Source organism: Micrococcus sp. GPGPB33 (assembly GCF_037853785.1).
Lineage (GTDB): Bacteria > Actinomycetota > Actinomycetes > Actinomycetales > Micrococcaceae > Micrococcus > Micrococcus luteus.
The window spans coordinates 236,546-261,850 of sequence record NZ_JAQMWO010000002.1; the positions used below are offsets into that span (position 1 = coordinate 236,546).

Below are 25,305 nucleotides of genomic sequence, written 5' to 3' on the forward strand. Positions count from 1 at the left end.
CACCGCGGCCTCCTCCGACCGCGGCGCGCCACGGGGGGCACCGCGGGGCGTCTCTACCCCGACGTCCGAGGAGGACACCATGAATGAGTCTCTGGAGACCCTGCGCGACGAAGTGTTCGCGCGCAACCCCGGCGAGGCCGAGTTCCACCAGGCGGTGTCCGAGGTGTTCGAGGCGCTGGGACCGGTGATGCAGCGCCACCCCCAGTACGTCGAGGCCGGGGTCATGCACCGCCTCTGCGAGCCGGAGCGCCAGATCATCTTCCGCGTCCCGTGGATCGACGACGCCGGCGTCGTGCAGGTCAACCGCGGGTTCCGCGTGGAGTTCAACTCGGCGCTCGGCCCGTACAAGGGCGGGCTGCGCTTCCACCCCTCCGTGTACCTCGGGATCGTCAAGTTCCTGGGCTTCGAGCAGATCTTCAAGAACTCGCTCACCGGCATGCCGATCGGCGGCGGCAAGGGCGGCTCGGACTTCGACCCCGCGGGCAAGTCCGACCGCGAGATCATGCGGTTCTGCCAGTCCTTCATGACGGAGCTGCATCGCCACATCGGTGAGCACACGGACGTGCCGGCCGGCGACATCGGCGTGGGCGCCCGCGAGATCGGCTACATGTTCGGCCAGTACAAGCGACTGACCAACCGCTTCGAGGCCGGCGCCCTCACCGGCAAGGGCCTGACGTGGGGCGGCTCGCTGGTCCGCACCGAGGCCACCGGCTACGGCGCCGTGATGTTCATCGACTCCATGCTCCGCACGCGCGGCGAATCCATGGACGGTCAGCAGGTGCTGATCTCCGGCTCCGGCAACGTGGCCATCTACGCCGCGGAGAAGGCCGCCGCGCTCGGGGCCACCGTGCTCACCGCGTCCGACTCCTCGGGCTACATCGTGGACCCGGACGGCCTCGACCTGGACCTGCTCAAGCAGATCAAGGAGGTCGAGCGTGCCCGCATCTCCGAGTACGCCGAGCGCCGCGGCGGGCGGTCCCGCTACGTGACCGGCGGCAGCGTGTGGGACGTCGAGGGCACCGTGGCCCTGCCGTGTGCCACCCAGAACGAGCTCGACGAGTCCGCCGCGCGGACCCTGCTGAAGAACGGGGTGAAGGCCGTGGCCGAGGGCGCGAACATGCCCTGCACCGAGGCGGCCTCCCACCTGTTCGTCGACTCCGGGACGCTGTTCGGCCCGGGCAAGGCCGCCAACGCGGGCGGCGTGGCGACGTCGGCGCTGGAGATGCAGCAGAACGCCTCGCGGGACTCGTGGAACTTCGACTACACCCACGACCGGCTCGAGCAGATCATGCGTGACATCCACGACCGTTGCGTGGAGACCGCCGAGGAGTACGGCACGCCCGGCAACTACGTGGCGGGGGCGAACATCGCCGGGTTCATCAAGGTCGCCGACGCGATGATCGCCCAGGGCGTGGTCTGAGGCCCGGCCCTGTCCCTTCCGTGATCCTCCGCCGCCCTGCGACATCACCGCCGTTCTGACGCGCGGTGATGTCGCAGGGCGGCGGTCGCTCAAGGGCGCCCGGCTCCTGCACAGGCCCCCCGACGTCGGGTGCCCTCCACCGCCGGCGCGGCCGACCCGTCGCGCCCCCGACGGGCCCACGAGACTGGGCCGCATGACCCTGCTCTCCGACCACTCGCGTGCGCTGCTCCCGGGACGCGGGCCCCTGCTCAGCGCGGCGGACCCTCACGACGGGGCGGCGCGGCGCCGTCTCGAACGCGCCTGGACCCGCGGGGTCCTCGTGCGGCTCTGCCCGCGCGTCTACATCAGCGTCAGCGACTGGGCCGCGCTGCGTCCGTGGGACAGGGCGGTCGTGTCCGCCGTCGCCCTCTCGATCGCCCGCCCCGCGACGGTGTTCACGGGCCTGACCGCGGCCCGGTTGCACGGTCTGGGGCCGGCCGTCGAGCCGCCCGTGCTCGAGCTGCGCGCCCCCTCGCCCGGGCATCACGGCGCCGGTCCGCTGACCCGCCGTCCCTTCGCCCCCTCCGTGGTGGCCCACGATCGCCGGCTTCCCGTCCCGCCGCGCCGCCGACCCCGGTGGGGGCTGCCGGAGGCGGCCCCCGCCGCGCCTCAGCCGGTCGAGGCCGTCCTGTCGGACGGGCAGAGCCTGGGAACCGTCCTGGCGGATCCGCTGCCCACGGTGCTGCTGGTGCTCGGAGCGGCCACCCCGTTCCGCGACGCCGTGGCCCCGCTGGACGCGCTCGTCCGAGCCCGGCCCGAGGAGGCCGCACGCTGGGCGAGGCAGGCGGAGAGCCGACTCAAATCCGCGGCCGCCCTCCGCCGATTCGAGCGGGCCTGGCACTTCGCGGACGCGCGGGCGGAATCCGCCGGCGAGTCCTACAGCCGGGCCAGCATCCACGAGCTCGGCTTCGTCCCGCCCACGGCGCTGCAGCATCGCCACCGGGATGCGAACGGACGCGCGGTGGCCCGCACGGACTTCTGGTGGGAGCAGGTGCGGGTGTACGGGGAGTTCGACGGGCTGGGCAAGTACGACCTGTCGTTCTTCGACGGTGACGACACGGCCCGCCGCGCCAGCATCCGCCGGGAGAAGGAACGGGAGGTGGCCCTGCAGCTGGTCACCCGGGCGGGCGCGCATTGGACGTGGGGAGACCTCCTGCGGCCGGACCGGCTGGCGCGGATCCTCACCGCCGCGGGCGTCCCCCGCTCGGTCTGATCCGCGGCCGTCCCACGGGCCCTGTCTCGACTCGGCGAGCCCGAGCGGCGGACCTCCGCTCTGCGACATCGCAGCCACTCTGCACGGCGGTGATGTCGCTGGGCGGCTGTCGGGCGGTCAGCAGCCCACCTCGGCCCACCTCAGCCGGCCAGGGCCGCCCGCTGCTCGGGGCTGATGCGCACGGGGCGGCCCGTCTGCCCGTCGACGAACACCATGACGGACGTCGCGGTGGCGCAGAGGGTGTCGTCGACGCCGTCGTGCAGGGCGTAGCCCACGTGCACCGAGGCGGCCTTCACGGCGTCCACGCTCACCACCACGCGCAGCGGCACGGGGCGGTAGGGCATCTGGGCCCGGTACTTCACGGTGTGCTCGGAGATGAACGTCCGCACACCGGGGGCCACCCCCTCGAGCAGGTCGATCGGCGGGGCCTGCCCGCCACCGGCGCCGGTGTTCGCGGGCACGCCGAAGGCCGCCACGCGGGCCTCCTCCAGCAGCTGCACCACGGCGATGTTGTTCACGTGGCCATAGGCGTCCATGTCCGCCCAGCGCAGCGGGATGCGGACCTCGACGGAGCGCGAGGCGGTCATCGGGCGGCCTCCTCGTCCGTGGACCGGTCGTCGCGCTGCGCCGCGGCGTCGAGGGTCGCCGGCGCCTCGTCGTCGCCGAGGATGTCCTCGCGCCAGGCCTCGGGCTGCACGTCCACGAACTCGACGGGCAGGATGCCCAGGTCCTCGAGCTGATTGGACAGCGTGGCCCCGTCCGGGCCGTAGCACCACGGGATGCCCGGGGTGGAATGGCGGGTGTCCTCCGCCCGGCCGCCCGCGAGCAGCGCCTGCGAGGGGGTCAGCTGCCGGATGACGATCGCCTTGACCCGGTCGGGGTGGCGCTGCGCGAACTCGGCGTAGATCTCGGGGTCGTGCTGGCCGTCGTCGCCCACCAGGATCCACTGGATGTCCGGGAACTGCTCGGCGAGGCGCTCGAGCTGGACCCTCTTGTGCTCCTGACCGGAACGGAACCAGCGGTCCCTCGTGGGCCCCCAGCTGGTCAGCAGCAGAGCGCCGAGCGGGTAGAGGTTGCGGCCCAGGAAGCGGGTGAGGGTCTGCGCCACGTTCCACGCCCCCGTGGACAGGTACAGCACGGGGGCCTTCGGCTCGAGCTCGGCGATCCGGCGCAGCAGCACGGCGATCCCCGGAGTGGGCGTGCGGGCGTGCTCGTCGATCACGAACGAGTTCCAGGCCGCCAGCAGGGGGCGGGGCAGCGAGGTGACCACCACGGTGTCGTCGATGTCCGAGACCAGGCCGATCCGCGCGCCCGGCTCGCAGATGTACAGGTCCATGACGGCGTGCTCCTCTTGGCCGCCGACGTGGAGGGTGGCGGTCTGCCAGCCGGGCTCCAGCTCGACGTCCAGCACGACGTCGACGACGCCCATCCGGTCCGTGCGCACCGTGGTGCGCAGGTCCCCCACCTGCACCTCCACCTCGGCGTAGGCCATGGGCGGGGCCACGAAGTTGCGCCAGCCGCGCACGCCGTCCGCCACCACCTTCGACAGCCGACGGCCGTTCATGAACTCCTCGTCGGAGGCGATCACCACACGGGAGAGGATCCGCACCCAGCTGGTGCTGCCGTAGCCCGTGAACGCCATGACCGTCGGCACGTTGCCGGCACGCAGCGCGCGGGCGCGGTGCCAACGGTTCCACCCCTCCTGCAGGTGCGTGGCGACGTTCTCCACGGGAGTGGGGTCACCGGAAGGGGCCAGGCGGCCGCGCCGGGGCGCGGGCGTGGGGGCGTCGGAGGCTGCGGGCATGCGCCCAGTATTCCGCACCGTGCGCTCTCAGCGGATCTCGGGGACCAGCGCGGTCAGGCGGTCCAGCATGCGGCCGACCTTGCCGTTCTCGATCGCGGCGGCCACGTGCCCGTCCGCGAACCGCTCGCCGCGCACCAGGTAGGTGAACAGCGTGCCGAGGTCGGCCAGGGACGCCTCGGCGATGCCGGCCTCGCTCACCCGGTCCACGTTCCGCAGGTAGTCGACGTCGATGCCCGCCAGCTCCTGCGCGGCCACGAGGCCGGGGAACACGCGGTCGTCGTAGTCCGGGTAGACGCCGCCGAGGGTGCCGGGCGCGGGGGCGCCGTAGGAGGCGATCGGCCGGGCCTCGGTGCCGTAGCCGGCGGCGAGCAGCTCGCGCAGCGCACGCACGGCGGCCACGCGCTGGGGCGTGGGGGTCTGCGGGCCGGTGAGGGTGGCGTCGTCGTCGGGGGTCGGGAGGGGGTGCTCGGTCATGGCGGCTCCTCTGCTCGGGGGGGTCGGCCCCATTGTCTCGCGTGCGGTCCGACGTGTCCGGGCCCCCGCCTAGGCTCGGGGCATGAGCCCCGCCCTGCCCCGCCCCGCCGAGCTGCGCGCGATCGCCCTCGACGCCGCCCGCGCGGTCGTCGGCGACCTCGCCGCCGCCTTCCGCTCCCCCACCGCCATCGGGCCCGAGGCCAAGACCACGCACCACGACCTCGTCACCGTGCACGACCGACACACCGAGGCCCGGCTCGTCGCCGCGCTCACGACGGCGGTCCCCGGCTCCGGCGTGCTCGGCGAGGAGCTCGGGGCGCAGGCCGGCACCGGTGAGGCCGCCCGGCTGACCTGGATCGTCGACCCCATCGACGGCACCTCCAACTTCACACACGGCTTCGCGATGTTCTCGGTGTCCCTGGCCGCCGAGGTCGACGGCGAGGTGGTGGCCGGCGTCGTGCTGGACCCCGTGGGCCGGCTGGCGTTCTCCGCCGACGCGGACGGCGCCTACCTCACCCGCGGCGACGGGCCGGAGCGCCCGCTGGCCGAGGTCGGCCGGCCGGCGCCGGCCGGCGGCGAGCGCGCCCAGAACCTCGTGACCTCCTATCCGGCGGGCGAGGCGCTCGCGCGCGAGGGCGAGGACGCGCTGCGCCGCTTCGGGCGGCTCGTGACCGCCCACGCGACCGTGCGCCGCACCGTCTCCGGCGCCCTCGAGCTCGCCCACACGGCGGCGGGCTGGGCCGACGCCGCGCTGTACGTGGACACCAAGCCCTGGGACGTCGCGGCGGGGCAGCTGATCCTGCGCCGCGCCGGGGGCAGGTGGCTCACGCCGGACCCGGCCGCGCCGTCGTCGGGCCGGCTCGTCGACGACGGCCCGCGCGCCCACACGTGCCCGTTCGCGCTCGCCGTCGCCCCGGGCCGCGAGGCGCCGACGACGGCGGCGGTGCTGGGTGACATCGTCGCCTCGCGGGCGACCGACCATGTATAGAGTGGATATGAGCCCGATCTCAGCGCCGCGCCCGACGGCGCCCGTCCCGGCATGCCAGGAGGCCCCGATGACCCAGCAGCACCACGACACCGACGACGCCCCGTCGATGCAGCGCCCCGATCCGGTCGCGGAGCCCGGGGACCACCTGATGTTCGAGCACCCGGACGGCGAGGCCGTCCTGGTGCTGGACGAGGACCAGGTCTGGCGACTGCTGGGCCGCGTGGGCCACGCGCGCCTCGGGCTGGCCGTGGACGGGCGGCCGGACATCGTGCCGGTGAACGTGCGGGCCCACGACGGCGCCATCTACTTCCGCACCGCGCCCGGCTCGAAGCTCGCCGAGCTCACGGTGAACCCGCGCGTCGTGGTGCAGGCCGACGGGATCCTGGCCGACCAGGCCTGGTCCGTGCTCGTGCACGGCACCGCGCGCCGCCTGGACACGGAGGCGGAGATCGCGGAGGCCGAGTCCCTCGGCATCGAACCGTGGGTGCCGACGCTGAAGGACTTCTACGTCCGCGTGGACGTCCAGCGCGTGTCCGGCCGCCACTTCGTGTTCGGCCCGCACCCCGAGCGCAACGAGTCCCAGACCGACTGAGCCGCCGGCAGGACGCGTGGGCTGAGCCGGACGGCTCAGCCCACGTCCGCCGGGCTCAGGGCTGCGCCGGGGGCTGGCCGCCCTCGCCGCCCGCCGGGGGCTGGCCACCGCCGGGCCCGCCCATCCCGCCCTGCTCCTGCTCAGTGGTGGTGTCGATCGGGACGTCGATGGTGATGGCGAAGCCCTTTTCCACGGAGCCCGTGATCTGCGGCAGCTGCGTCTCGTAGCCGTCCGAGAAGACGTTGTCCGTCTCGAGGCTGACGTCGGCGAAGTTCTCCGTGGACCCGTCGTAGGCCGAGGTGGCGTAGACCTGCGCGGACTGCTCCTCGGGCATGGCGATCTGGGAGGTGAGGACGTTGTTCGTCGCGTCCGTGATGGACGCCTTGTCCGGGAACACCTCGAAGTGCAGGTGGGGCCACCGGCCGTCGTAGCAGCCGGGCCACACCGTGGTGAAGGTGACCGTGCCGTCGTCGCCCACCACCTGGACGCCGCGCAGGTAGGTCTCCTCCGTGATGCCGTCCGAGTACATCGAGTAGCGGCCCTGCGCGTCGGCGTGCCAGAGGTACACGGCGGCGCCGGTCATGGCGGCGTCGCCGTTGGCCATGTCGATCACGTTCATCGTCACCCTCAGCGGGACGCCCTCGGCGGCGGTGCCCGTGTCGATGCTCGTGGTCAGGTCGGAACGTTCGATGCCGGACGCGTCGAGCACGTCCGGGCCGTTGGAGCCGCCGCCCGGGTACGGGCCTGCGTTCTCGGTGACCATCTCGGTCAGGGTGGCGGACGGCGAGGCGCTCGCCGCCGACGAGGAGGAGGCCGCGGGTGACGAGGAGCCGGCGCTCGCCGACGTCGAGCCGGAGGAGGACGAGGCGCCCTCCTGGACACCGCACGCGGCGAGGACGAGGGCTCCCGCCCCCGCGCCGAAGATGCCCAGCGCGTTGCGGCGGGAGACGAGCGTGCCGACGTCGAAGGCGGCGCCCTGGTCCTCGACGTCCTCGGCCGGGCGGTGGAAGGCCCGGCCCTCGAAGGTGGGCGTGACGGCGGGGGCCTCGCCTCCCTCGGAGACCTGGGGGAAGGGACGACGGGAGCGGGTCGGGAGCCAGGGGGCCATGGAGCTCCTCTCGTGGGGCGCCCGCCGGGTGGCGGACCGCGTCGAGAGGCCAGCATGGCAACGGATGCCGGACGTTTTCGTGAGATCGGCGGGATGGTTCCAGGACATCTCCTGGGCGGTTTCTGACACGGGCGGGACCGCCGGCGCCTCGGTCGACGCCTCAACTACCTGCCGGTCCAGCTCCGTTGCTGAAACATGCACCTGGAAAGGTGGCGCACACTCTCAGGGTCGAGTCAGCGATTCCGGCGCCGGGCCGCGTCAGACCTCCGGGGCCTCCCCCAGGTGGCTCGGCGCCCACATCGCCAGGCGGGTCTGCACCACGACGACGTTCGGCCCGTCCGCCTGGAACGCGCGCTCGAGCGCGCCGCGCACGTCCTCCACTCCCACCGTCTCGGCGGGCACGCCGAAGGAGGCGGCGAGGGCCTGGAAGTCCGGCCGGTCGAGCTCGGTGGCCGTGGCCTTGCCGAACGCGCCCTCCATGTACTCGCGCAGGATGCCGTACCCGCCGTCGTCGATGATCAGCCACGTCACCGCCGCGCCGTGCTGCCTGGCGGCCGCGAGCTCGGCGAGGGAGTACATCGCCGAGCCATCGCCGGCGACGGCGAGCACGCGCCCGTCGATCCCGGTGCGGCCCTGGTGTGCCAGGCCCACCGCGCCGCCGAACGCGGCCGGGAACCCGTAGCCGAGCCCCCCGGCGCCCTGCGCCGAGTGGAACTCGCCGTCCTGCGCGTCCCAGCAGTTCCACGCCCAGTAGGCGGCGATGGTCATGTCCCAGTACGTCTGCATGGTCGACGGGACGGCGGCCCGGATGTCCGCCAGGAGCCGGCGCTCCACGCCGAGGTCCTGGGCGTCGAGCCGGGCGCCGATCCGTGCGTTGACGTCGGCGACCACCTCGGCCGGGGTGCGGCCATGCCAGACGGCGGCGTCCTGCGCCACCGAGCCCGACTCGCGCAGCGCCGCGGCGAGCGCCTCGAGCGCCTGGCCGGCGTCGGCGCGCACACCCAGCGTGGGGTGGTTGGTCTCCAGCACGCGCGGCTCCGCGTCCACCTGGATGAGGCGGCCGCGCGGCTCGAGGGTGAAGTAGTTCGAGGTGACCTCGCCGAGCGAGGAGCCCACCACGAGCAGCACCTCCGCGTCCTCGAGCAGGTCCGTGACGAGGCGGTCCTCCACCCAGCCGCCGAGGCTGAGCGGGTGCTCCCACGGGAAGGCGGTGTTGCCGCCCGGCGAGCAGACCACGGGTGCCTGGAGCAGCTCCGCGACCTCCCGCAGGCTCGCCATCGCGGCCCGGCCGGAGCGGCGCACGCCGCCGCCGGCCACGATCGCCACCCGCCCGGCCCCGCGCAGCCAGCGCACGGACTCGGCCACGAGCTCGGCGCGCGGCGGGTGGTCGTAGGGCACGGCCAGGGCGTCCTCGACCGGGGGCACCATGACCTCGCCGAGCAGCACGTCCTGCGGGATCTCGACCCACACCGGTCCCTGCGGCACGGTGACGGCCTCGGCCCACGCGTCCTGGATGGCGGACGGGATGCCCGAGGCGTGGTGGACCGTGAACTGGGCCTTGGTGACGTTGCGGGCCGAGGCCTTCTGGTCGTCCAGCTGGTGCAGCATGCCCTTGCGCCGGGCACCGAGCCCGGACAGCGGGATCTGCGAGGCGATCACGAGCATCGGCACACCGGTCGCGTAGGCCTCCTGCAGGCCGGCCAGTGAGGTGAGGGCGCCCGGGCCGGTGGACAGGAACAGGACGCCGACCTCACCGGTGGCGCGGGCGTACCCGTCCGCGGCGAAGGCGGCGTTGTTCTCCACGCGGTTCGAGACGAACTCCAGGCGGGAGCGGGACAGGGCGTCGAAGAGGCCGAGGGCGTGCTGGCCCGGGATGCCGAAGACCGTCCGTGCACCCAGGGCGTGGAGCGTCTCGACGGCGAGGTCGCCGCCGTTGCGCCGCGGAGCCGCCGCCGTCGTCGTCTGCTCGTCCGTCATCGGCCCGGCTCCTCACCGGCGGCCGCGCGGGTGGCGCGGCGGTCGGCCATCAGGGAGATGAGGTCGTAGGCCACGTGGGAGGCGGCGACGCCGGTCAGCTCGGCGTGGTCGTAGGCCGGGGCCACCTCCACCAGGTCTGCGCCCACGATGTCGAGCCCGCGCAGCCCACGCAGGATCTCGAGCAGCTCGCGGCTCGTGATGCCGCCGGCCTCGGGGGTGCCGGTGCCCGGCGCGTGCGCGGGGTCGAGGACGTCGATGTCCACCGAGATGTAGAGCGGCCGACCCTCGATGCGCTGGCGCAGCTGGTCCACGATCTCGTCCACGCCCTGACGGAACACGTCCGAGGAGGTGACGATGCCGAAGCCCATGCGGTGGTCGTCGTCGAGGTCCTTCTTGCCGTAGAGCGGACCGCGCGTGCCCACATGCGAGATGGCCTCGGTGTCCAGGATCCCCTCCTCCACGGCGCGGCGGAACGGCGTGCCGTGGGTGTACTCGGCGCCGAAGTAGGTGTCCCACGTGTCCAGGTGGGCGTCGAAGTGCAGCAGGGCCACGGGCTCGCCCGCCCGGGCGGAGGCGGCGCGCAGCAGCGGCAGCGCGATGGTGTGGTCGCCGCCGATGGTCATGAGCGAGGAGCCGTCCTCGGTGAGGTCCATCGCGTCCTGCTGGATCGCCTCGATGGCCTCGCCGATGTCGAACGGGTTCACCGCCATGTCCCCGGCGTCCACCACCTGGGCCTGCGCGAAGGGCGAGGTGTTCGTGGCGGGGTTGTACGGGCGCAGCAGCCGCGAGGACTGCCGCACGTGGCCGGACCCGAAGCGTGCACCGGGGCGGTAGGAGACGCCGGCGTCGAACGGCACGCCGACCACCTTGATCTCCGGGGCGACGCCGGCCGCGGCCGCCTCGTCCAGGCGCGGCAGCAGCGCGTAGGTGGGGGCGCCGCCGTAGCGGGGCACGAGGGCGGAGTTCACGGGGCCGAGGCGGCCGTTGTCCTCGACGCGGGGGATCTCGAGCATCTGGATGTCCTCTCTGGGCGGTTCGGTTCGGTTTGGTCGGTCTGGGCTGTCCGGCGCGGGCGTGTCGCACGGTTCACGCGTGGCCCACGAGGGTCCACAGCACGACGGCGGGGCGGTCGTCCGGATTGGCCCACGAGTGAGGCTCGCGGCCGGGGAAGGTGACGGTGTCCCCCTCCTCCAACAGGTGCACGGCCTCGGTGGTCCGCAGCTCGAGGCGGCCGGTGACCAGGTGCACCGCCTCCACGCGGCAGTCCACGGTGTACAGCTCCGCCTCCCCGCGGCCGCGCGGCGCGATGTCAGCGCGCAGGATCTGCAGGTCACGACTGCCGCGCGGGGTGATCAGGCGCTCGCGGATGCCCTCGCCGCCGAGGCTGACCGCGGGGGCGTCGGTGAGGCGCACGACCGTCACCTCGGGCGCGTCCAGGACGTCGCCCGGGCTCGCGCCGAGCACCTGGCACAGGGTCACGAGCGTGCTCACGGACGGGCTCGTCAGGTCCCGCTCGAGGCGGGAGAGGAAGCCCTTGCTGACGCCGGCCGCCTCGGCCAGCTGGGCCACGGTGAGCCGCCGCGCCTCGCGCAGCGCACGCAGCCGACGGCCGATCAGCGCCTGGCCCGGCGCGGTCTCGAGCGGGAGGGCCTTCATCGCGCTCCTCCCGACGTCGGCCAGGCGACACCGCCGACGTCACCCTGGACGACATGTTGTCTGATAAGCAACATGTGTTTACCGTAGACCCGGATCGTGTGATCGGCAACACGCTGATCTCTTCTGTCCCGCCGCGGCGCACCGCATCCCGGCGCCTCGGATCCCTTCGCTCCAAGGACCGCCCGTGACTCTCAACCTGACCATCGTCGCCGTCTACCTGGTCGGCATGCTCGCCTTCGGCTGGTGGGGCAAGACCCGCGCCGCCAGCTCGGAGGACTACCTCGTGGCGGGCCGCCGCCTCGGGCCGGTGCTGTTCACCGGCACCATGGCCGCCGTCGTGCTCGGCGGCGCCGCCACCGTGGGCGGCGTCGGCCTGGGCTACGAGTTCGGGCTCTCCGGCGCGTGGCTCGTGGCCGCCATCGGCGTCGGCGTGCTCATCCTGTCGGTGGCGTTCGCCCCGATCCTGGCCCGCCTGAAGATCTACACCGTCTCGCAGATGCTGCGCCTGCGGTACGGCCGCGGCGGGGCCTCCCACGCCTCCTCCTTCGTGATGCTCGCCTACACGCTCATGCTCGCCGCCACCTCCACGGGCGCCTACGCGTCGATCTTCGTGGTGCTCTTCGGCTGGGACCGCTGGCTGTCCGTCCTGGTGGGCGGCGGCATCGTGCTGGCCTACTCCGTGCTCGGCGGCATGTGGTCCATCACCCTGGCCGACATGGCCCAGTTCCTCATCATGACCATCGGCCTGTTCGCCCTCATGCTCCCCCTCTCCCTGGCCAACGCCGGCGGCTGGAGCGCCATGCAGCAGCGCCTGGGCGCCGAGTTCTTCAGCTGGGACGGGATCGGCGTGCAGTCGATCGTCACCTACTTCGTGATCTACACCCTCGGCCTGCTGATCGGCCAGGACGTCTGGCAGCGCGTCTTCACGGCCCGCTCCCCGCGCGTGGCTCAGATCGGCGGCGCCACGGCGGGGCTGTACTGCATCGCCTACGGCGTCGCCGGCGCCGTGATCGGCATGGCCGCCCGCACGGTGACCGCGGACATCGCCACCACGGACGACGTGTTCGCGTGGGTCGCCCAGAACCTGCTGCCCGTCGGCGTGGGCGGCGTGGCCCTGGCGGCCGCCGTCGCGGCCATGATGTCCACCGCATCAGGGGCGATCATCGCGGCCTCGACCGTGATGCGCACCGACATCCTCCCGATCCTCCGCGGCGAGGCCACCGCCGCCGAGGACGGCGCCACCTCCGAGGACGAGGCTTCGGAGACCGCGGCGGAGCTCGCCTCGAACCGCGGCTGGGTGATGCTGCTCGGCGCCGTCGTGCTGGGGCTGGCGATCGTCGTCCCGGACGTGGTGGCGGCCCTGACCATCGCGTACGACATCCTCGTGGGCGGCCTGTTCGTCGCGATCGTCGGCGGCCTCGTGTGGAAGCGCGGCACCGGCACGGCGGCCCTGTGGTCCATGGTGGTCGGGACGGTGGGCACCCTCGGCACCATGGGCTGGCTCGAGCTGAACGCGGCCGAGCCCTTCGAGGGCGTCTTCGCGAACGAGCCGATCTACGTCGGCCTGGCCGCCTCCGCCGTCGTGTACGTCCTCCTCAGCCTGATGACCCGGCCCACCGACCCCGCGGTCCTCGAGGCCTGGCGGGTGCGCTCCCGCCACGGCGTCGACGCCGCGGTCTGAGAGTGCCTCTGGCCGACGACCCCGGGGCCTGTGATCCTCCGACGCCCACACGATGGCCGAGGCCATGCGGTGCGGCGGGCGGCGGCGGGCGACCCTTCCCGCGGGCTCCCCCCGGCCCCTAGTGTCTCCGTACAGCCTGAGACCGGGACTCCCCCTCGGGTTCGCCCCGTCTCCCGCCCCGTCGTGGCCTCGTTGGAGACAGAAAGGCAACAGTTCTCATGACCACCAAGAACCGCGCCGTGGCATTCCACGGCATCAAGGACGTGCGCGTCGACGAGCTGGACTTCCCCAAGCTGGAGATGCCCGACGGTTCCGCCGCCCCGCACGGTGTCATCCTCAAGATCATCGCGACCAACATCTGCGGCAGCGACCTGCACATCTACCGCGGGTCCTTCCCCGCCCCCGAGGGCATGGTGCTGGGTCACGAGATGACCGGCCAGGTGCTGGAGGTCGGCAGCGACGTCCAGTTCCTGCAGGAGGGCGACCTCGTCTCCGTGCCGTTCAACGTGGCCTGCGGCCGTTGCCGCAACTGCCGCGCCGGCCGGACCGAGATCTGCGAGACCGCCAACCCGGACCAGGCCTGCGCCGCCTACGGCTTCAATCTGGGCGGCTTCCAGGGCGGGCAGGCCGAGTACCTGTTCGTGCCGTACGCCGACTTCCAGCTGCTGCGCTTCCCGGACCAGGAGCAGGCGATGGAGAAGATCCTGGATCTGACCGTGCTCTCGGACATCCTCCCGACGGCGTTCCACGGCCTCGTGGAGGCCGGCGCCAAGCCCGGCTCCACCGTCTACATCGCCGGTGCCGGCCCCGTGGGCCGGTGCGCCGCGGCCGCCGCTCGGCTGCTGGGCGCCTCGTGCATCATCGTGGGCGACCAGGACGCCTCGCGGCTGGAGCTGGTGCGCAAGCACGGCTGCGAGACCATCGACCTCTCCACCACGGAGAACCTGCAGGACGCCGTGAACGACATCCTCGGCGAGCCGATGGTGGACTGCGCGGTGGACTGCGTCGGCTCCGAGGCCCACGGCCTGGGCTCCGCGTCCGATGAGATGCAGCCGATCGCCGCCGTGAACCAGGTCCTGGACATCACCCGTCCGGGCGGCGCCACGGGCATCATCGGCATCTACGGGCCGGACCCGATCGCGGAGACGAAGGCCGAGCAGGAGGGCACCTTCCCGGTGGACTTCGGCAAGGCCTGGATCAAGTCGCCCCACATCATCGGCGGCCAGGCGCCCGTCATGCGCTACAACCGCCAGCTGATGATGTCGATCCTGTGGGATCGGATGCCGTACCTGACGGAGATGGTCAACCCGCGCGTGATCAGCCTGGACGAGGCACCGCAGGCCTATGCGGAGTTCGACCAGGGCTCCCTGGAGAAGTTCGTCATCGACCCCCACGGCATGATCGCCCGCTGAGCGGTCCGCCTCCGCAGGCACGACGGCGCCCCTCACCTGCCCGCGCAGGTCAGGGGCGCCGTCGTCGTCCGCGGATCAGGCCGCGTGCAGCAACGTGGCGGTGATCCCGAGGGCCGCCAAGCCCACCACCAACGCGACCATGCAGGCCACCGACGCCAGGGCCGGTCGGGCCTGCTCCCGCGCGATCCCGTCCGCCTGCGCCACGTAGCGCCGGCGCTGCGTGGCCAGCACCGCCGCCCCGCCGACGGCCGCCACCACTGCAGGCCCGAACGCCCACCCGCCGACGGCCGGCCACCACCTCAGGAACGTGAGGCTGAGGACGCCCAGCGCCAGGACCGTGCGGCCCCAGCTCATCACGGTGCGCTCGGGCTGCAGCCCCGGGTCGTGATGCAGGCGCATCGTCTCAGCCCCGCGGCAGGACGACGGCGGCCAGCAGCACCACGACCGCCAGCACGACGCCCCCCGCCAGGACCGGGACGATCAGCGGCAGCGGCAGCGGACGGCCGTGGCGCATCGCCCGCTCCACCCGGAGCCAGCGCGCACCCGCGCCCAGGGCGAGCAGCGCCGCCAGGACGAGCAGCACCGTGCTCAGCACCACCCGGACCGGCGGCGCGAAGAGGGCACCGGTGAACGCCTCCACCGCGACCCCGCCGGCCAGCAGCGCCAGTGCCGTCCGGACCCAGGCCAGGAACGTGCGCTCGTTGGCGAGCGTGAACCGGGGGTCCGGCTCCTCCCCGCCCGCCAGGAGGCGGCGCTGCCAGGCCGGCCGGCCGCCGTCGTGGGCGGCGGTCTCGGGGCCGTCGGGGGTCTCTGCTGCGTCCATGCGGCCATGGTAGCGACGGCGTAGACTGGCCGGTCGGGCGCGCCCGGCCGCGACGGCGCCGCCCGTCCCCGCCCGCCCATCCGATGGAGCCCCATGAGCCCCGCCCACACCGCCACGCCCGCGGCACGCCCCGAGCCGACCCGCGAACAGGTCCGACGCTGGCGCCGCTACCTCGCCGACGAGATCGCCGAGGGCCAGATCTACCGCGACATCGCCGCTCGCAAGGACGGCGTGGAGCGCGACATCCTGCTCGGCCTCGCCGAGGCCGAGCGCCGCCACGAACAGCACTGGCGGGCCCTCCTGGGCGAGCACGCCGAGAACCCGCCGCGCCCCTCCCTGCACCGCGTCCTGCTGCGCTGGCTCGCACGGATCTTCGGCTCCGTGTTCGTGCTGGCCCTGGCCCAGCGCGCCGAGTCGGACACTCCCTACGCGGAGGACCAGGACGCCCCCGAGGGCATGGTGGCGGACGAGGCCATCCACGAGGAGGTCGTGCGCGGCCTCGCCGCCCGGGGTCGCGAGCAGCTGGCAGGCAACTTCCGTGCCGCCGTCTTCGGCATGAACGACGGGCTGGTCTCCAACCTGGCGCTCGTGATGGGCATCGGCGCGACGGGCGTGGCGCCGTCCGTCGTGCTGTTCACGGGCGTGGCCGGCCTGCTGGCGGGCGCGCTGTCCATGGCGGCCGGCGAGTACGTCTCGGTGCGGTCCCAGCGGGAGCTGCTCGAGGCATCCTCCCCCACCCAGATCACCCTCGAGGCGGCCCAGCACCTGGACCTGGACCACAACGAGCTCACGCTCGTCTACCTGGCCCGCGGCATGACGCCCGAGGACGCCGAGCACCGCGCGCTCGAGCGCCTCGGCTATCTCACGTGCGACTGCAACCCGCGGTTCTCCGCCCGTCCCGACGGCTCCCAGGGGCCGGTGGACCACTCGGACTCCTTCGCGGAGATCGGCTCGGCGTGGAGCGCCTCCCTGTCCAGCTTCGCGTTCTTCGCCTCCGGCGCGCTCATTCCGATCCTGCCGTACATCTTCGGCATGTCCGGGCCGTGGGCCCTGGGCCTGGCTGCGGCGATGGTGGGCGCGGCCCTGCTCTTCACCGGCGGTGTGGTCGGGCTGCTGTCCGGCTCCTCACCGCTGGCCCGGGGCCTGCGCCAGCTCGCGATCGGCTACGGCGCCGCCGCCGTGACGTACGTGCTCGGCCTGCTCTTCGGCGCGAACGTGGGCTGACGGGCGCCCACCGCCTGCTCCGCCCCGCACAGCACACGGCCCCTGCCCCTCAGGACGAGGGACAGGGGCCGTGGTGCATCCGCCTGCCGGTGCGGAGCGCCGGCATCGGCGCCCCCCACCGCGGGATCAGGCCTGGGCCTGCAGGATCTCCCGCATGAGCTGGGCGGTCTCGGACGGGGTCTTGCCGACCTTCACGCCCGCGGCCTCGAGGGCCTCCTTCTTGGCCTGCGCGGTGCCGGCGGAGCCGGAGACGATGGCGCCGGCGTGGCCCATGGTCTTGCCCTCCGGGGCGGTGAAGCCGGCCACGTAGCCGACGACCGGCTTGGTGACGTTGGCCTTGATGAACTCGGCCGCACGCTCCTCGGCGTCGCCGCCGATCTCACCGATCATCACGATGGCCTGGGTGTCCGGGTCGGCCTCGAACGCCTCGAGGGCGTCGATGTGGGTGGTGCCGATGATCGGGTCGCCGCCGATGCCGATGGCGGTGGAGAAGCCGAAGTCACGCAGCTCGTACATCATCTGGTAGGTCAGCGTGCCGGACTTGGACACGAGGCCGATGGGGCCGGAGCCGGTGATGGTGGCCGGGGTGATGCCCGCCAGGGCCTCGCCCGGGGTGATGACGCCGGGGCAGTTCGGGCCGATGATGCGGGTCTTCGGCTTGCCGTCCTCGCCGGTCTTGGACTGGGACAGGGCGAAGAACTCGGCGGTGTCCTGCACCGGGATGCCCTCGGTGATGACCACGAGCAGCGGGATCTCGGCCTCGATGGCCTCGATGGCGGCGTCCTTGGCGAAGGCCGGCGGCACGAAGGCCACGGACACGTCCGCACCGGTCTTCTCCATGGCCTCCTTGACGGTGCCGAAGACGGGCAGCTCGACGGCGTTGCCGTCCTTGTCCTCGTGGGACACGGTGGTGCCGGCCTTGCGGGCGTTCACGCCGCCCACGATGTTCGTGCCGGCCTTGAGCATGAGGCGGGTGTGCTTGGTGCCCTCACCGCCGGTGATGCCCTGGACGATGACCTTGGAGTCCTTGTTCAGGTAGATCGACATAGCTGTTTCCTCAGTCTTTCCGAACGGTCAGTTCGCGGAGTGGGCGAGCTCGGCGGCCTTGTCGGCGCCCTCGTCCATGGTGGCGGCCAGGGTGACGAGCGGGTGGTTCGCCTCCTGCAGGATGCGGCGGCCCTCCTCCACGGCGTTGCCGTCCAGGCGCACGACCAGCGGCTTGGTGGCGGTGTCACCCAGGATCTCGAGGGCCTTGACGATGCCGTTCGCGACCTGGTCGCACGCGGTGATGCCGCCGAAGACGTTCACGAACACGGACTTGACCTGCTCGTCGCCCAGGATGACGTCGAGGCCGTTGGCCATGACCTCGGCGTTGGCGCCGCCGCCGATGTCCAGGAAGTTGGCCGGCTTCACGCCGCCGTGCTGCTCGCCGGCGTACGCGACGACGTCGAGGGTGGACATCACGAGGCCGGCGCCGTTGCCGATCACGCCGACCTGGCCGTCCAGCTTCACGTAGTTGAGGCCGTTGGCCTTGGCCTTGGCCTCCAGCGGGTCCTCGGTGCGCTCGTCGACGAGGGCGGCGTGGCCCTCGTGGCGGAACGCCGCGTTGTCGTCGAGGGAGACCTTGCCGTCCAGGGCGAGGATCTTGCCGTCGCCGGTCTTCACCAGCGGGTTCACCTCGACGAGGGTGGCGTCCTCCTTCTCGAAGACCTCCCAGAGCTTCTGGATGACCTCGGCGACGTCGGCGCGCAGCTCCTCGGGGAAGCCCGCCTCGGCGACGATCTTCTGGGCGGTCTCGGCGTCGATGCCGGTCAGCGCGGAGACGGGCACCTTGGCGAGGGCCTCGGGGCGCTCCTCGGCCAGCTGCTCGATCTCCATGCCGCCCTCGACCGAGCACATGGCCAGGTAGGTGCGGTTGGCGCGGTCCAGCAGCACGGAGAAGTAGTACTCCTCGGCGATGTCGGCGCCCTGGGCGATCATGACCCGGTGCACGGTGTGGCCCTTGATGTCCATCCCCAGGATGGCCTTGGCGTGCTCGTAGGCCTCGTCGGCCGTCTTGGCGACCTTCACGCCGCCGGCCTTGCCGCGGCCGCCGACCTTCACCTGCGCCTTGACGACGGTGACGCCGCCGATCTTCTCCGCGGCCGCCTTGGCCTCGTCCGGGGTCTGCGCAACGATGCCGGCCAGCACGGGGACGCCGTGCGCCTCGAACAGATCGCGCGCCTGGTACTCATACAGGTCCACGGTGGTGTGTCCTTCTTGGTCGAAGACAGGGTCTGCCGGCCTCGCCCGCGGGCGCGGCCGACGTCGACGCCCCCTCCGTGGCCGGGCCGGGCACGGGGGCACAGCAGGGCGGCGGACGGCGGCGTTCCACGGCTCACTCTAGTCCACACCCCGGAGAGACCGGGGAGTCGGCGGGCCGGTCCCGTCAGCCCTCGACCTTCGTCAGCGGGGCGTAGCGCAGCAGCAGCCGCTTCTGCGCCCCGGTGGCGTCGAAGGTGACGGTCGCGACGGTCTTGTCCCCCGCGCCCGCGACGGCGTCCACACGCCCCTCGCCGAAGGTCGCGTGGGAGACGCGGTCGCCCGGGCTGAGCGCCACGATCTCCTTCTGCGGCTGCACCCGGCTCGGCGCCTTCCCGCGCACCACGGCGGAGGGCACCGTGAGGTCCGCCGGCTCGTCCCCGCGGGTGAGGCGCTGGGGCCGCGCGCCGTCGTCGTCCCGGGACCGCCAGGCCGGTCGCCCGCCGCCGAACCGCCCCGCGTAGCGCGAGGTGCCGGCGCCGGTCAGGCTCAACGACCCGGCCGAGCGCGAGGTGCCCTCCCGCTCCCAGTCGATGAGCGCCTCCGGGATCTCCCCGAGGAACTGGCTGGGCGGGTTGAACTGGTGCTGGCCCCACAGCGAGCGTGCCTCGGCGCGCGTCAGGAACAGGCGACGGCGGGCGCGCGTCAGGCCCACGTAGGCCAGACGGCGCTCCTCCGCGAGCTCCTTCTCGTCCGTCATCGAGCGGGCGTGCGGGAACACCCCGTGCTCCATGCCCGTCAGGAACACCACGGGGAACTCGAGGCCCTTGGCGGTGTGCAGCGTCATGAGCGTGACCTGGCCCTGCTGCTCGGCGAGCGCCTCGCCCTCCACGTCCGGGGCCGTGGGCAGCTGGTCTGCGTCCGCCACGAGCGCCACCTGCTCGAGGAAGTCGGACAGGGTGCCGTCCGGGTGCGTCGTCTCGAAGGAGCGGACGACGGCGACGAGCTCGCCGAGGTTGTCCGCGCGGGACTCGTCCTGCAGGTCCTCGGACTCGCGGAGGGCGGCCAGCATCCCGGACTGCTCGAGGACGGCCTCCAGGACGGTGGCCGGGCCGGCGGACTCGGCGACCTGGCCGAGGTCGTCCATCATCTGCACGAAGCCGCGGACGGCCTTGAGCGAGCGGGCGGCCATGCCGGGGGCGTTCTCGGCGTCGCGCAGGGCCGCGGAGAACGTGGAGCGGTTGCGCTCGGCCCACGCGGCGATGGCGCCCTCGGCCCGGTCCCCGATGCCCCGTTTGGGCTCGTTGAGGATGCGGCGCACGTTGACGTCGTCGTCGGGGTTGACGATCACCCGCAGGTAGGCGAGCGCGTCCTTGATCTCCTTGCGGTCGTAGAAGCGCGTGCCGCCGATGACCCGGTACGGGATGCCGCGCGTCACCAGCCGCTCCTCGAGCGCACGAGACTGCGCGTTGGTCCGGTAGAACACGGCGACGTCGGCCGGGCGGATCCCGTCCTCGTCCTGCAGCCGGTCGATGGTGGTGGCGATCCACTCCGCCTCGGCGGACTCGTTCTCCGCGGCGTAGCCGACGATCGCCGGGCCCTCCCCCTCGGCCGTCCACAGGCGCTTGGGACGGCGGTCCGGGTTGCGCTCGATCACCGCGTTGGCGGCGTCCAGGATGGTCTGTGTGGAGCGGTAGTTCTGCTCGAGCTTGATGGTGGCGGCGTCCGTGAAGTCCTGCTCGAACTCGACGATGTTGCGGATGTCCGCGCCGCGGAACGCGTAGATGGACTGGTCCGAGTCGCCGACGACCGTCAGCTCGCCGCCGGGGGTCTCCACGCCCTCGGGGTCATCCGCCGGGCCGGAGAGGAGCCGGATCAGGCGGTACTGGGCGTGGTTGGTGTCCTGGTACTCGTCCACGAGGACGTGGCGGAACCGGCGGCGGTAGTTGTCCAGCACGCGCGGGAACGCCTCGAACATGTGGACCGTCATGCCGATCAGGTCGTCGAAGTCCAGGGCGTTGGCTTGGCGCAGGCGGGCCGTGTAGTCCCGGTAGACGGCGGCGACGGCGCGGCCCCACGGGTCCCCCTCGGCCACGGTGGCGGCGTAGTCGTCCGCCTCCACGAGCTCGTTCTTCAGGGAGCTGATGCGGTTCAGCAGGGCCTTGGGCGCGAAGCGCTTCGGGTCCAGCTCGTGCTGCTTGGCGACGGTGGTGACCAGGCGCAGGCTGTCCGCCGAGTCGTAGATGGTGAACGTGGACTTCAGCCCGATGTTGGCAGCCTCGTTGCGCAGCAGCCGCACGGCGGAGGAGTGGAACGTGGAGATCCACATCCGCTGGGCGGTGGGACCGATCAGCCCGGCCACACGCTCGCGCATCTCCGCGGCGGCCTTGTTCGTGAAGGTGATGGCGAGGATCTCATGCGGCCGCGCCCGGCCGGTGGCGAGCAGCCACGCGATGCGGTGGGTCAGCACCCGGGTCTTGCCCGAGCCGGCGCCCGCCACGATCAGCAGGGGCGCCCCCGTGTGGGTCACCGCGGCCGCCTGCTGCGGGTTGAGCCCCGCCACGAGCGACTCGGGAGTGTGCGTCGGCGCGGCCGGCCGGACGTCCTCGCCCCATGCCTCGGGGTCCGCGGCCGCGCGCGTGACGGCCGGGGGCACGAGCCCGGGCAGGGCGGTCTCCGGGTCCGCCGGGCGGCGGGTCCGGTCGAGGTTCAGGGGCGTGCGTCCGAGCGCGGAGAAGAGGTCAGCCATGGTGCCCCGAGTCTAGGCGGGGCACCGGACAGCACAGGGCGGGGCCGGGGGACGGAGCGCGAGCCCGACGACGTCGCGGACCCGCGGGCGCCGCGCCGTCGTCTACCCTCACTGTGTGTCCGCCTCCACCATGCCCAGCACCTCACCCTCAGCCCGGAGCGCTGTCTCCGGCTCCCGCGTTCCGGGGGCCGCCGGACGGGAGCACGGGATCGACCAGATCCGCGGTATGGCGGTCTTGCTCGTGGTCATCGCCCATGTGCGCAGCATCCCGATCGGTGTGGGCGTGGACGTGAACTCGGAGCTCCTCGTCATGTTCACGAAGGAGTTCCACACCTTCCGGATGCCCGTGCTGCTCGTGCTCTCCGGTCTCCTGTTGGGCCGTTCTCTTCACAAGCCGCTGTCCACGTACTACCGGGGGAAGGCGGAGAAGATCCTCTGGCCGTTCCTCGTGTGGGCGGCGATCACGGCGTTCGCGCAGGCGGCGCCGGAGCGGCTCCTGGTCACCCCCGGCCGGTATCTGCTCGGCGGCCCGTGGCACCTCTGGTTCCTGTGGGTGCTGCTCGCCTGCTACCTCGTGGGCCCGGTGGTGCGCTGGGTCCCTGCGTGGCTGCTGGTGCCCGCCATGCTGGCCGGCGCGCTCGCGCTGGGCAAGGACGGCCCGGAGTGGCTGCTGGACCCCCTGTTCTGGGGCGCGTTCTTCTTCCTGGGCGCAGCGCTCGGCTCTCGACTCGACTCCGTCCGCCGGCTGCCCTGGCCCGTCGTCGTGGCCGCCGCCGTGTGGGCCTTGGCCGCCGTCACGCTCCACTCGACCTCCGCCGAGTTCCTCTACATCTCACCCGCCCGGCCGATCGTGGCGTTCCTGGGGCCGCTCGGGGCCGTCGTCGTCGTCCTCTGGGCGAGCGGGCGGCTCCCCCGGTTCCCGCTGTTCGAGTTCGTGGGGCGGCGGTCGATGGTGATGTACGTGGCCCATGTGCCCGTGATCATGGTGATCTCCTTGGTCCTGGGAGACTGGGCTGTCGGACACCGTTGGCACTTCTACGCGCTCACGGGTTTGGCGGCCGTCTGCGTCCCCCTGCTGCTGGCCGTCGCCTATCGTCCACTGCGCTGGCTGTTCGAGGCACCCACCTCGGGCCTCGGATCACGCTGCGCACCCTGACCTTCCATCCCGCCATCCCAGGAGTCCGCCGTGGCTAAGAAGTCCCAGAAGCACCGTCGTCCTCAACAGGCGCGCACTGGCTCGCACGCCGGGGTGCCCGCCGCCAGCCACCCGGTCGAGCGCGCCGGACCCGAGCACGCCACCCTGCTCGACGTCTCGCCGCGCGCGGACCTCGCCGCGGCCGCTGAGCGCGAGGGCAGCCCGGCGATCCCGGTGAGCGCGCTGATCGTGACCACCCTGCTCGTGGGCGCCTACTACCACCTGCTGGTGCTGCAGCAGATGACCCAGCTCAGCGGCGGACTGGCGATGCCGGACTCCCTGCTGTTCTACGGGCAGGACCACATCCGCGCGCTCTCCGCGGTCATGGACGAGGACGCCCGCGGCCAGCTGAACTGGGTGCACAAGACGGCCGGCGTGATCTTCCCGATCGCCGTGGCGCTGACGGTCACCGCCGTCGGCGCATGGCGCCTGCGTCCCGTCGGCGCCAAGTGGGCCGTCTTCGGGCTGGGCGTGCTGTTCGCGGTCGTGGACATCTGCGAGAACATCGCGATCGAGCAGGCCATCGCCGCCGGCGGCCCGGGCACCGGCCTGGCCGCCGCCCTGACGCTGACCCGCTGGGTCCTGCTGGCGCTGCTCGCGCTGGCGGTGGCCGTGATGCTGTGGGCCGGGCGGCGCCGTCGTCGTGGTCCCGCCGCGCGGGGGGCCTGAGGGGCTAGACTCGCTCACCGGACCGACGCACGGTCCGCGCCCCAGTAGCTCAGTTGGATAGAGCGACCCTCTCCTAAAGGGTAGGCCGTCGGTTCGATTCCGGCCTGGGGCACCTGGGCGGCCGGTCCGGTCGCCGCCTCATTCCGCGTCGGCGAACTGCGTGGTGTAGAGCTCCGCATACCGCCCGCCCGCCGCGAGCAGCGCGGCGTGCGTGCCGCGCTCCACGATCCGCCCGGCCTCGACCACGAGGATCTCGTCCGCACTGCGCACGGTGGAGAGCCGGTGCGCGATCACGATCGCGGTCCGCCCGGCCAGCGCCTCCCCCAGCGCCTCCTGGATGGCGCGCTCGTTGGTGGAGTCCAGCGCCGCCGTCGCCTCGTCCAGCACCACGACGCGCGGGGCCGCCAGCAGCAGCCGCGCGATCGTCATGCGCTGCCGCTCACCGCCGGAGAGGCGGTAGCCGCGCTCGCCGACCACGGTGTCCAGCCCGTCCGGCAGCGCCTCGACGACGGAGCGCAGGCGCGCCCGCTCGACGGCGTCCCACAGCTCCTCGTCCGTCGCGTCGGGGCGGGCCAGCGTCAGGTTGGCGCGCACGGTCTCGTGGAACAGGTGCCCGTCCTGGGTCACCATGCCCACGGCCCGCTGCAGGTCCGCGAACGCGAGGTCCCGCACGTCCACGCCGCCGATCTCGACGGTGCCGGAGGTGACGTCGTGCAGGCGGGTGACGAGCGAGGCGATGGTGGACTTGCCCGCACCCGAGGAGCCCACGAGGGCCACCGTGGCCCCGGCCGGCACGGTCACGTCGATCCCGTGCAGCACCTCCTCGCCGCCGCGCGTGTCCAGCACGGCGACCTCCTCGAGGGAGGCCAGGGACACCTGCTCCGCGGTGGGGTAGGCGAAGCGCACGTCCCGCAGCCGCACGGACAGGGGCCCCTCCGGCAGGGCCGCGGGCCGCGCGGGCTCCGTGATGAGCGGCTCCAGGTCCAGGACCTCGAACACGCGCTCGAAGCTCACGAGCGCGCTCATGATCTCCACGCGGGCGTTCGCCAGCGCGGTCAGGGGCGCGTAGAGGCGGGTCAGCAGCAGGGCGAGGGTGACGACGTCGCCGGCGTCGAGGGTGCCCGCGATCGCCTGGAGCCCGCCCACGCCGTACACGGCCGCGAGCGCGAGCGCGGAGACCAGGGTGAGCAGCGTGGTGAAGACCGCCTGGCGCACGGAGATGTCCACGCCGGTGGCGCGCACGCGGTCGGCACGGCGGGCGAACTCGGCGGACTCGGCGGCGGGGCGGCCGAAGAGCTTGATGAGCGTGGCGCCGGGGGCGGAGAACCGCTCGGTCATCTGGTCGCCCATGGCCGCGTTGTGTCCGGCCCGTTCGCGGGACAGGCCCGCCAGCTTCGAGCCGACCGCCCGGGCCGGCACCAGGAACAGCGGCAGCATCACGAGGGACAGGACGGTGACCTGCCAGCTGGTGGCCACCATCACGCCCAGGGTCAGCGCGACGGACACCACGTTCGCGACGACGCCGGAGAGCGTCCGCGAGATCGCCGACTGCGCCCCGATCACGTCGTTGTTCAGGCGCGAGACGAGCGCGCCGGTGCGGGTGCGCTGGAAGAACGCCACCGGCATGCGCTGCACGTGGTCGAACACGGCGGTGCGCAGGTCGTAGATGACCTGTTCCCCCAGCCCGGCGGAGAGCCACTTGGTGAACACGGACAGCGCCGCGTCGAGCACCGCCACGAGGGCGATCAGCAGGGCCAGCCGCACCACGAGCCCGCGGTCCGCGCCGCCGGTGATCGCGTTGACGACGTCGCCGGCCAGCACGGGCGAGGCCACGCCGAGCACCGCGCCCACGATGGACGCCGCGACGAACACGATCAGGCGGGTGCGGTACCGGCCCGCGAACGCGATGGTCCGGCGCACCGTGCCGCGGGCGAGGCTCTGCTGGGCGTCGGACTGCCCGCGGGTCATCCGCATCATGGACATCCGTGCCGCCGACTCCATGCTCATGGGCCCCTCCGCTCTCTCGACCGTTGGAGAGTC

Annotated in this window: 22 protein-coding genes and 1 tRNA gene; 10 read left to right on the forward strand and 13 right to left on the reverse strand. The window is 73.0% G+C overall.

All coding sequences use genetic code 11. From position 1 onward, the window contains the following. Positions 1 to 79 precede the first annotated feature (79 nt). The gene (gene gdhA, locus POD19_RS01140; RefSeq protein WP_100058532.1) at positions 80 to 1,420 is read left to right on the forward strand and encodes an NADP-specific glutamate dehydrogenase; all 1,341 of its coding nucleotides are present in this window, start codon (positions 80 to 82) and stop codon (positions 1,418 to 1,420) included. A gap of 193 nt (positions 1,421 to 1,613) precedes the next feature. Next, a complete protein-coding gene (locus tag POD19_RS01145) occupies positions 1,614 to 2,672 on the forward strand; it encodes a hypothetical protein (RefSeq protein WP_101965717.1) in 1,059 nt (352 codons plus the stop codon). 140 nt (positions 2,673 to 2,812) lie between these two features. Here the strand turns inward: POD19_RS01145 and POD19_RS01150 are convergent, their stop codons facing one another. From POD19_RS01150 to POD19_RS01160, 3 genes are read right to left on the reverse strand one after another with little or no spacing between them, the layout of a single operon-like run. Continuing rightward, positions 2,813 to 3,259 (reverse strand): acyl-CoA thioesterase, encoded by a 447-nt coding sequence (locus POD19_RS01150; RefSeq protein ID WP_002853740.1) that lies wholly within the window; start codon positions 3,257 to 3,259, stop codon positions 2,813 to 2,815. Further along, the gene (locus POD19_RS01155; protein WP_100058769.1) at positions 3,256 to 4,476 is read right to left on the reverse strand and encodes an App1 family protein; all 1,221 of its coding nucleotides are present in this window, start codon (positions 4,474 to 4,476) and stop codon (positions 3,256 to 3,258) included. Before POD19_RS01155 ends, POD19_RS01150 begins: the two co-directional genes overlap by 4 nt. A gap of 27 nt (positions 4,477 to 4,503) precedes the next feature. After that, a complete protein-coding gene (locus tag POD19_RS01160) occupies positions 4,504 to 4,950 on the reverse strand; it encodes a DUF6508 domain-containing protein (RefSeq protein ID WP_020621601.1) in 447 nt (148 codons plus the stop codon). A gap of 82 nt (positions 4,951 to 5,032) precedes the next feature. Between POD19_RS01160 and POD19_RS01165 the strand changes: the two genes are divergently transcribed. After that, entirely contained in the window at positions 5,033 to 5,938 is a 906-nt protein-coding gene (locus POD19_RS01165; RefSeq protein ID WP_020621600.1) for an inositol monophosphatase family protein, read from the forward strand. Positions 5,939 to 6,005: 67 nt separating this feature from the next. Next, on the forward strand, positions 6,006 to 6,530 hold the full coding sequence (locus POD19_RS01170) for a pyridoxamine 5'-phosphate oxidase family protein (RefSeq protein ID WP_020621599.1): 525 nt from the start codon (positions 6,006 to 6,008) through the stop codon (positions 6,528 to 6,530). A gap of 55 nt (positions 6,531 to 6,585) precedes the next feature. On the opposite strand, the gene POD19_RS01175 is transcribed toward POD19_RS01170, so the two are convergent. The 4 genes from POD19_RS01175 to POD19_RS01190 form a co-directional block, all read right to left on the reverse strand. Beyond that, on the reverse strand, positions 6,586 to 7,638 hold the full coding sequence (locus POD19_RS01175; RefSeq protein ID WP_144818776.1) for a dioxygenase family protein: 1,053 nt from the start codon (positions 7,636 to 7,638) through the stop codon (positions 6,586 to 6,588). Positions 7,639 to 7,896: 258 nt separating this feature from the next. Next, positions 7,897 to 9,615, reverse strand: a complete 1,719-nt coding sequence (locus POD19_RS01180; protein WP_144818774.1) for a thiamine pyrophosphate-binding protein — start codon at positions 9,613 to 9,615, stop codon at positions 7,897 to 7,899. Then, positions 9,612 to 10,628 (reverse strand): agmatinase, encoded by a 1,017-nt coding sequence (gene speB / locus POD19_RS01185; RefSeq protein WP_100058845.1) that lies wholly within the window; start codon positions 10,626 to 10,628, stop codon positions 9,612 to 9,614. The genes POD19_RS01180 and speB overlap by 4 nt, the downstream gene beginning before the upstream one ends. A 73-nt stretch (positions 10,629 to 10,701) precedes the next feature. Continuing rightward, positions 10,702 to 11,271, reverse strand: a complete 570-nt coding sequence (locus POD19_RS01190) for an XRE family transcriptional regulator (protein ID WP_144818772.1) — start codon at positions 11,269 to 11,271, stop codon at positions 10,702 to 10,704. A 184-nt stretch (positions 11,272 to 11,455) separates the two neighbouring features. Here POD19_RS01190 and POD19_RS01195 point away from each other — a divergent pair, with 184 nt between their 5' ends. Together POD19_RS01195 and POD19_RS01200 are read left to right on the forward strand one after the other, a co-directional pair. Next, positions 11,456 to 12,952: a sodium:solute symporter gene (locus tag POD19_RS01195; protein ID WP_144818770.1), complete on the forward strand. Its 1,497-nt coding sequence runs from the start codon at positions 11,456 to 11,458 to the stop codon at positions 12,950 to 12,952. 218 nt (positions 12,953 to 13,170) lie between these two features. Beyond that, positions 13,171 to 14,364, forward strand: coding sequence for an alcohol dehydrogenase catalytic domain-containing protein (locus tag POD19_RS01200; protein ID WP_098093545.1), 1,194 nt, complete (start codon positions 13,171 to 13,173; stop codon positions 14,362 to 14,364). A gap of 75 nt (positions 14,365 to 14,439) precedes the next feature. Here the strand turns inward: POD19_RS01200 and POD19_RS01205 are convergent, their stop codons facing one another. Together POD19_RS01205 and POD19_RS01210 are read right to left on the reverse strand one after the other, a co-directional pair. Next, complete coding sequence (locus POD19_RS01205; RefSeq protein WP_129867222.1) at positions 14,440 to 14,763, reverse strand: DUF202 domain-containing protein; 324 nt, start codon at positions 14,761 to 14,763, stop codon at positions 14,440 to 14,442. Positions 14,764 to 14,767: 4 nt separating this feature from the next. Beyond that, complete coding sequence (locus POD19_RS01210) at positions 14,768 to 15,187, reverse strand: YidH family protein (RefSeq protein ID WP_129867221.1); 420 nt, start codon at positions 15,185 to 15,187, stop codon at positions 14,768 to 14,770. 93 nt (positions 15,188 to 15,280) lie between these two features. Here POD19_RS01210 and POD19_RS01215 point away from each other — a divergent pair, with 93 nt between their 5' ends. Beyond that, positions 15,281 to 16,411, forward strand: a complete 1,131-nt coding sequence (locus POD19_RS01215; protein ID WP_144818768.1) for a VIT1/CCC1 transporter family protein — start codon at positions 15,281 to 15,283, stop codon at positions 16,409 to 16,411. A gap of 126 nt (positions 16,412 to 16,537) precedes the next feature. Here the strand turns inward: POD19_RS01215 and sucD are convergent, their stop codons facing one another. From sucD to pcrA, 3 genes are all read right to left on the reverse strand, one after another. Then, positions 16,538 to 17,458 (reverse strand): succinate--CoA ligase subunit alpha, encoded by a 921-nt coding sequence (gene sucD / locus POD19_RS01220; RefSeq protein WP_044659020.1) that lies wholly within the window; start codon positions 17,456 to 17,458, stop codon positions 16,538 to 16,540. Positions 17,459 to 17,485: 27 nt separating this feature from the next. Then, on the reverse strand, positions 17,486 to 18,655 hold the full coding sequence (gene sucC / locus POD19_RS01225) for an ADP-forming succinate--CoA ligase subunit beta (RefSeq protein ID WP_144818766.1): 1,170 nt from the start codon (positions 18,653 to 18,655) through the stop codon (positions 17,486 to 17,488). A 184-nt stretch (positions 18,656 to 18,839) separates the two neighbouring features. Then, complete coding sequence (gene pcrA, locus POD19_RS01230; protein WP_144818764.1) at positions 18,840 to 21,401, reverse strand: DNA helicase PcrA; 2,562 nt, start codon at positions 21,399 to 21,401, stop codon at positions 18,840 to 18,842. Between the two features lie 115 nt (positions 21,402 to 21,516). Between pcrA and POD19_RS01235 the strand changes: the two genes are divergently transcribed. From POD19_RS01235 to POD19_RS01245, 3 genes are all read left to right on the forward strand, one after another. Next, positions 21,517 to 22,557, forward strand: coding sequence for an acyltransferase family protein (locus POD19_RS01235; protein ID WP_083908104.1), 1,041 nt, complete (start codon positions 21,517 to 21,519; stop codon positions 22,555 to 22,557). Between the two features lie 30 nt (positions 22,558 to 22,587). Further along, a complete protein-coding gene (locus POD19_RS01240) occupies positions 22,588 to 23,265 on the forward strand; it encodes a hypothetical protein (protein WP_043282793.1) in 678 nt (225 codons plus the stop codon). A gap of 38 nt (positions 23,266 to 23,303) precedes the next feature. Next, positions 23,304 to 23,377 (forward strand) — tRNA-Arg (locus POD19_RS01245). Positions 23,378 to 23,403: 26 nt separating this feature from the next. Here POD19_RS01245 and POD19_RS01250 read toward each other — a convergent pair. Beyond that, positions 23,404 to 25,272, reverse strand: coding sequence for an ABC transporter ATP-binding protein (locus tag POD19_RS01250; protein WP_020628345.1), 1,869 nt, complete (start codon positions 25,270 to 25,272; stop codon positions 23,404 to 23,406). Between the last annotated feature and the right edge of the window lie 33 nt (positions 25,273 to 25,305).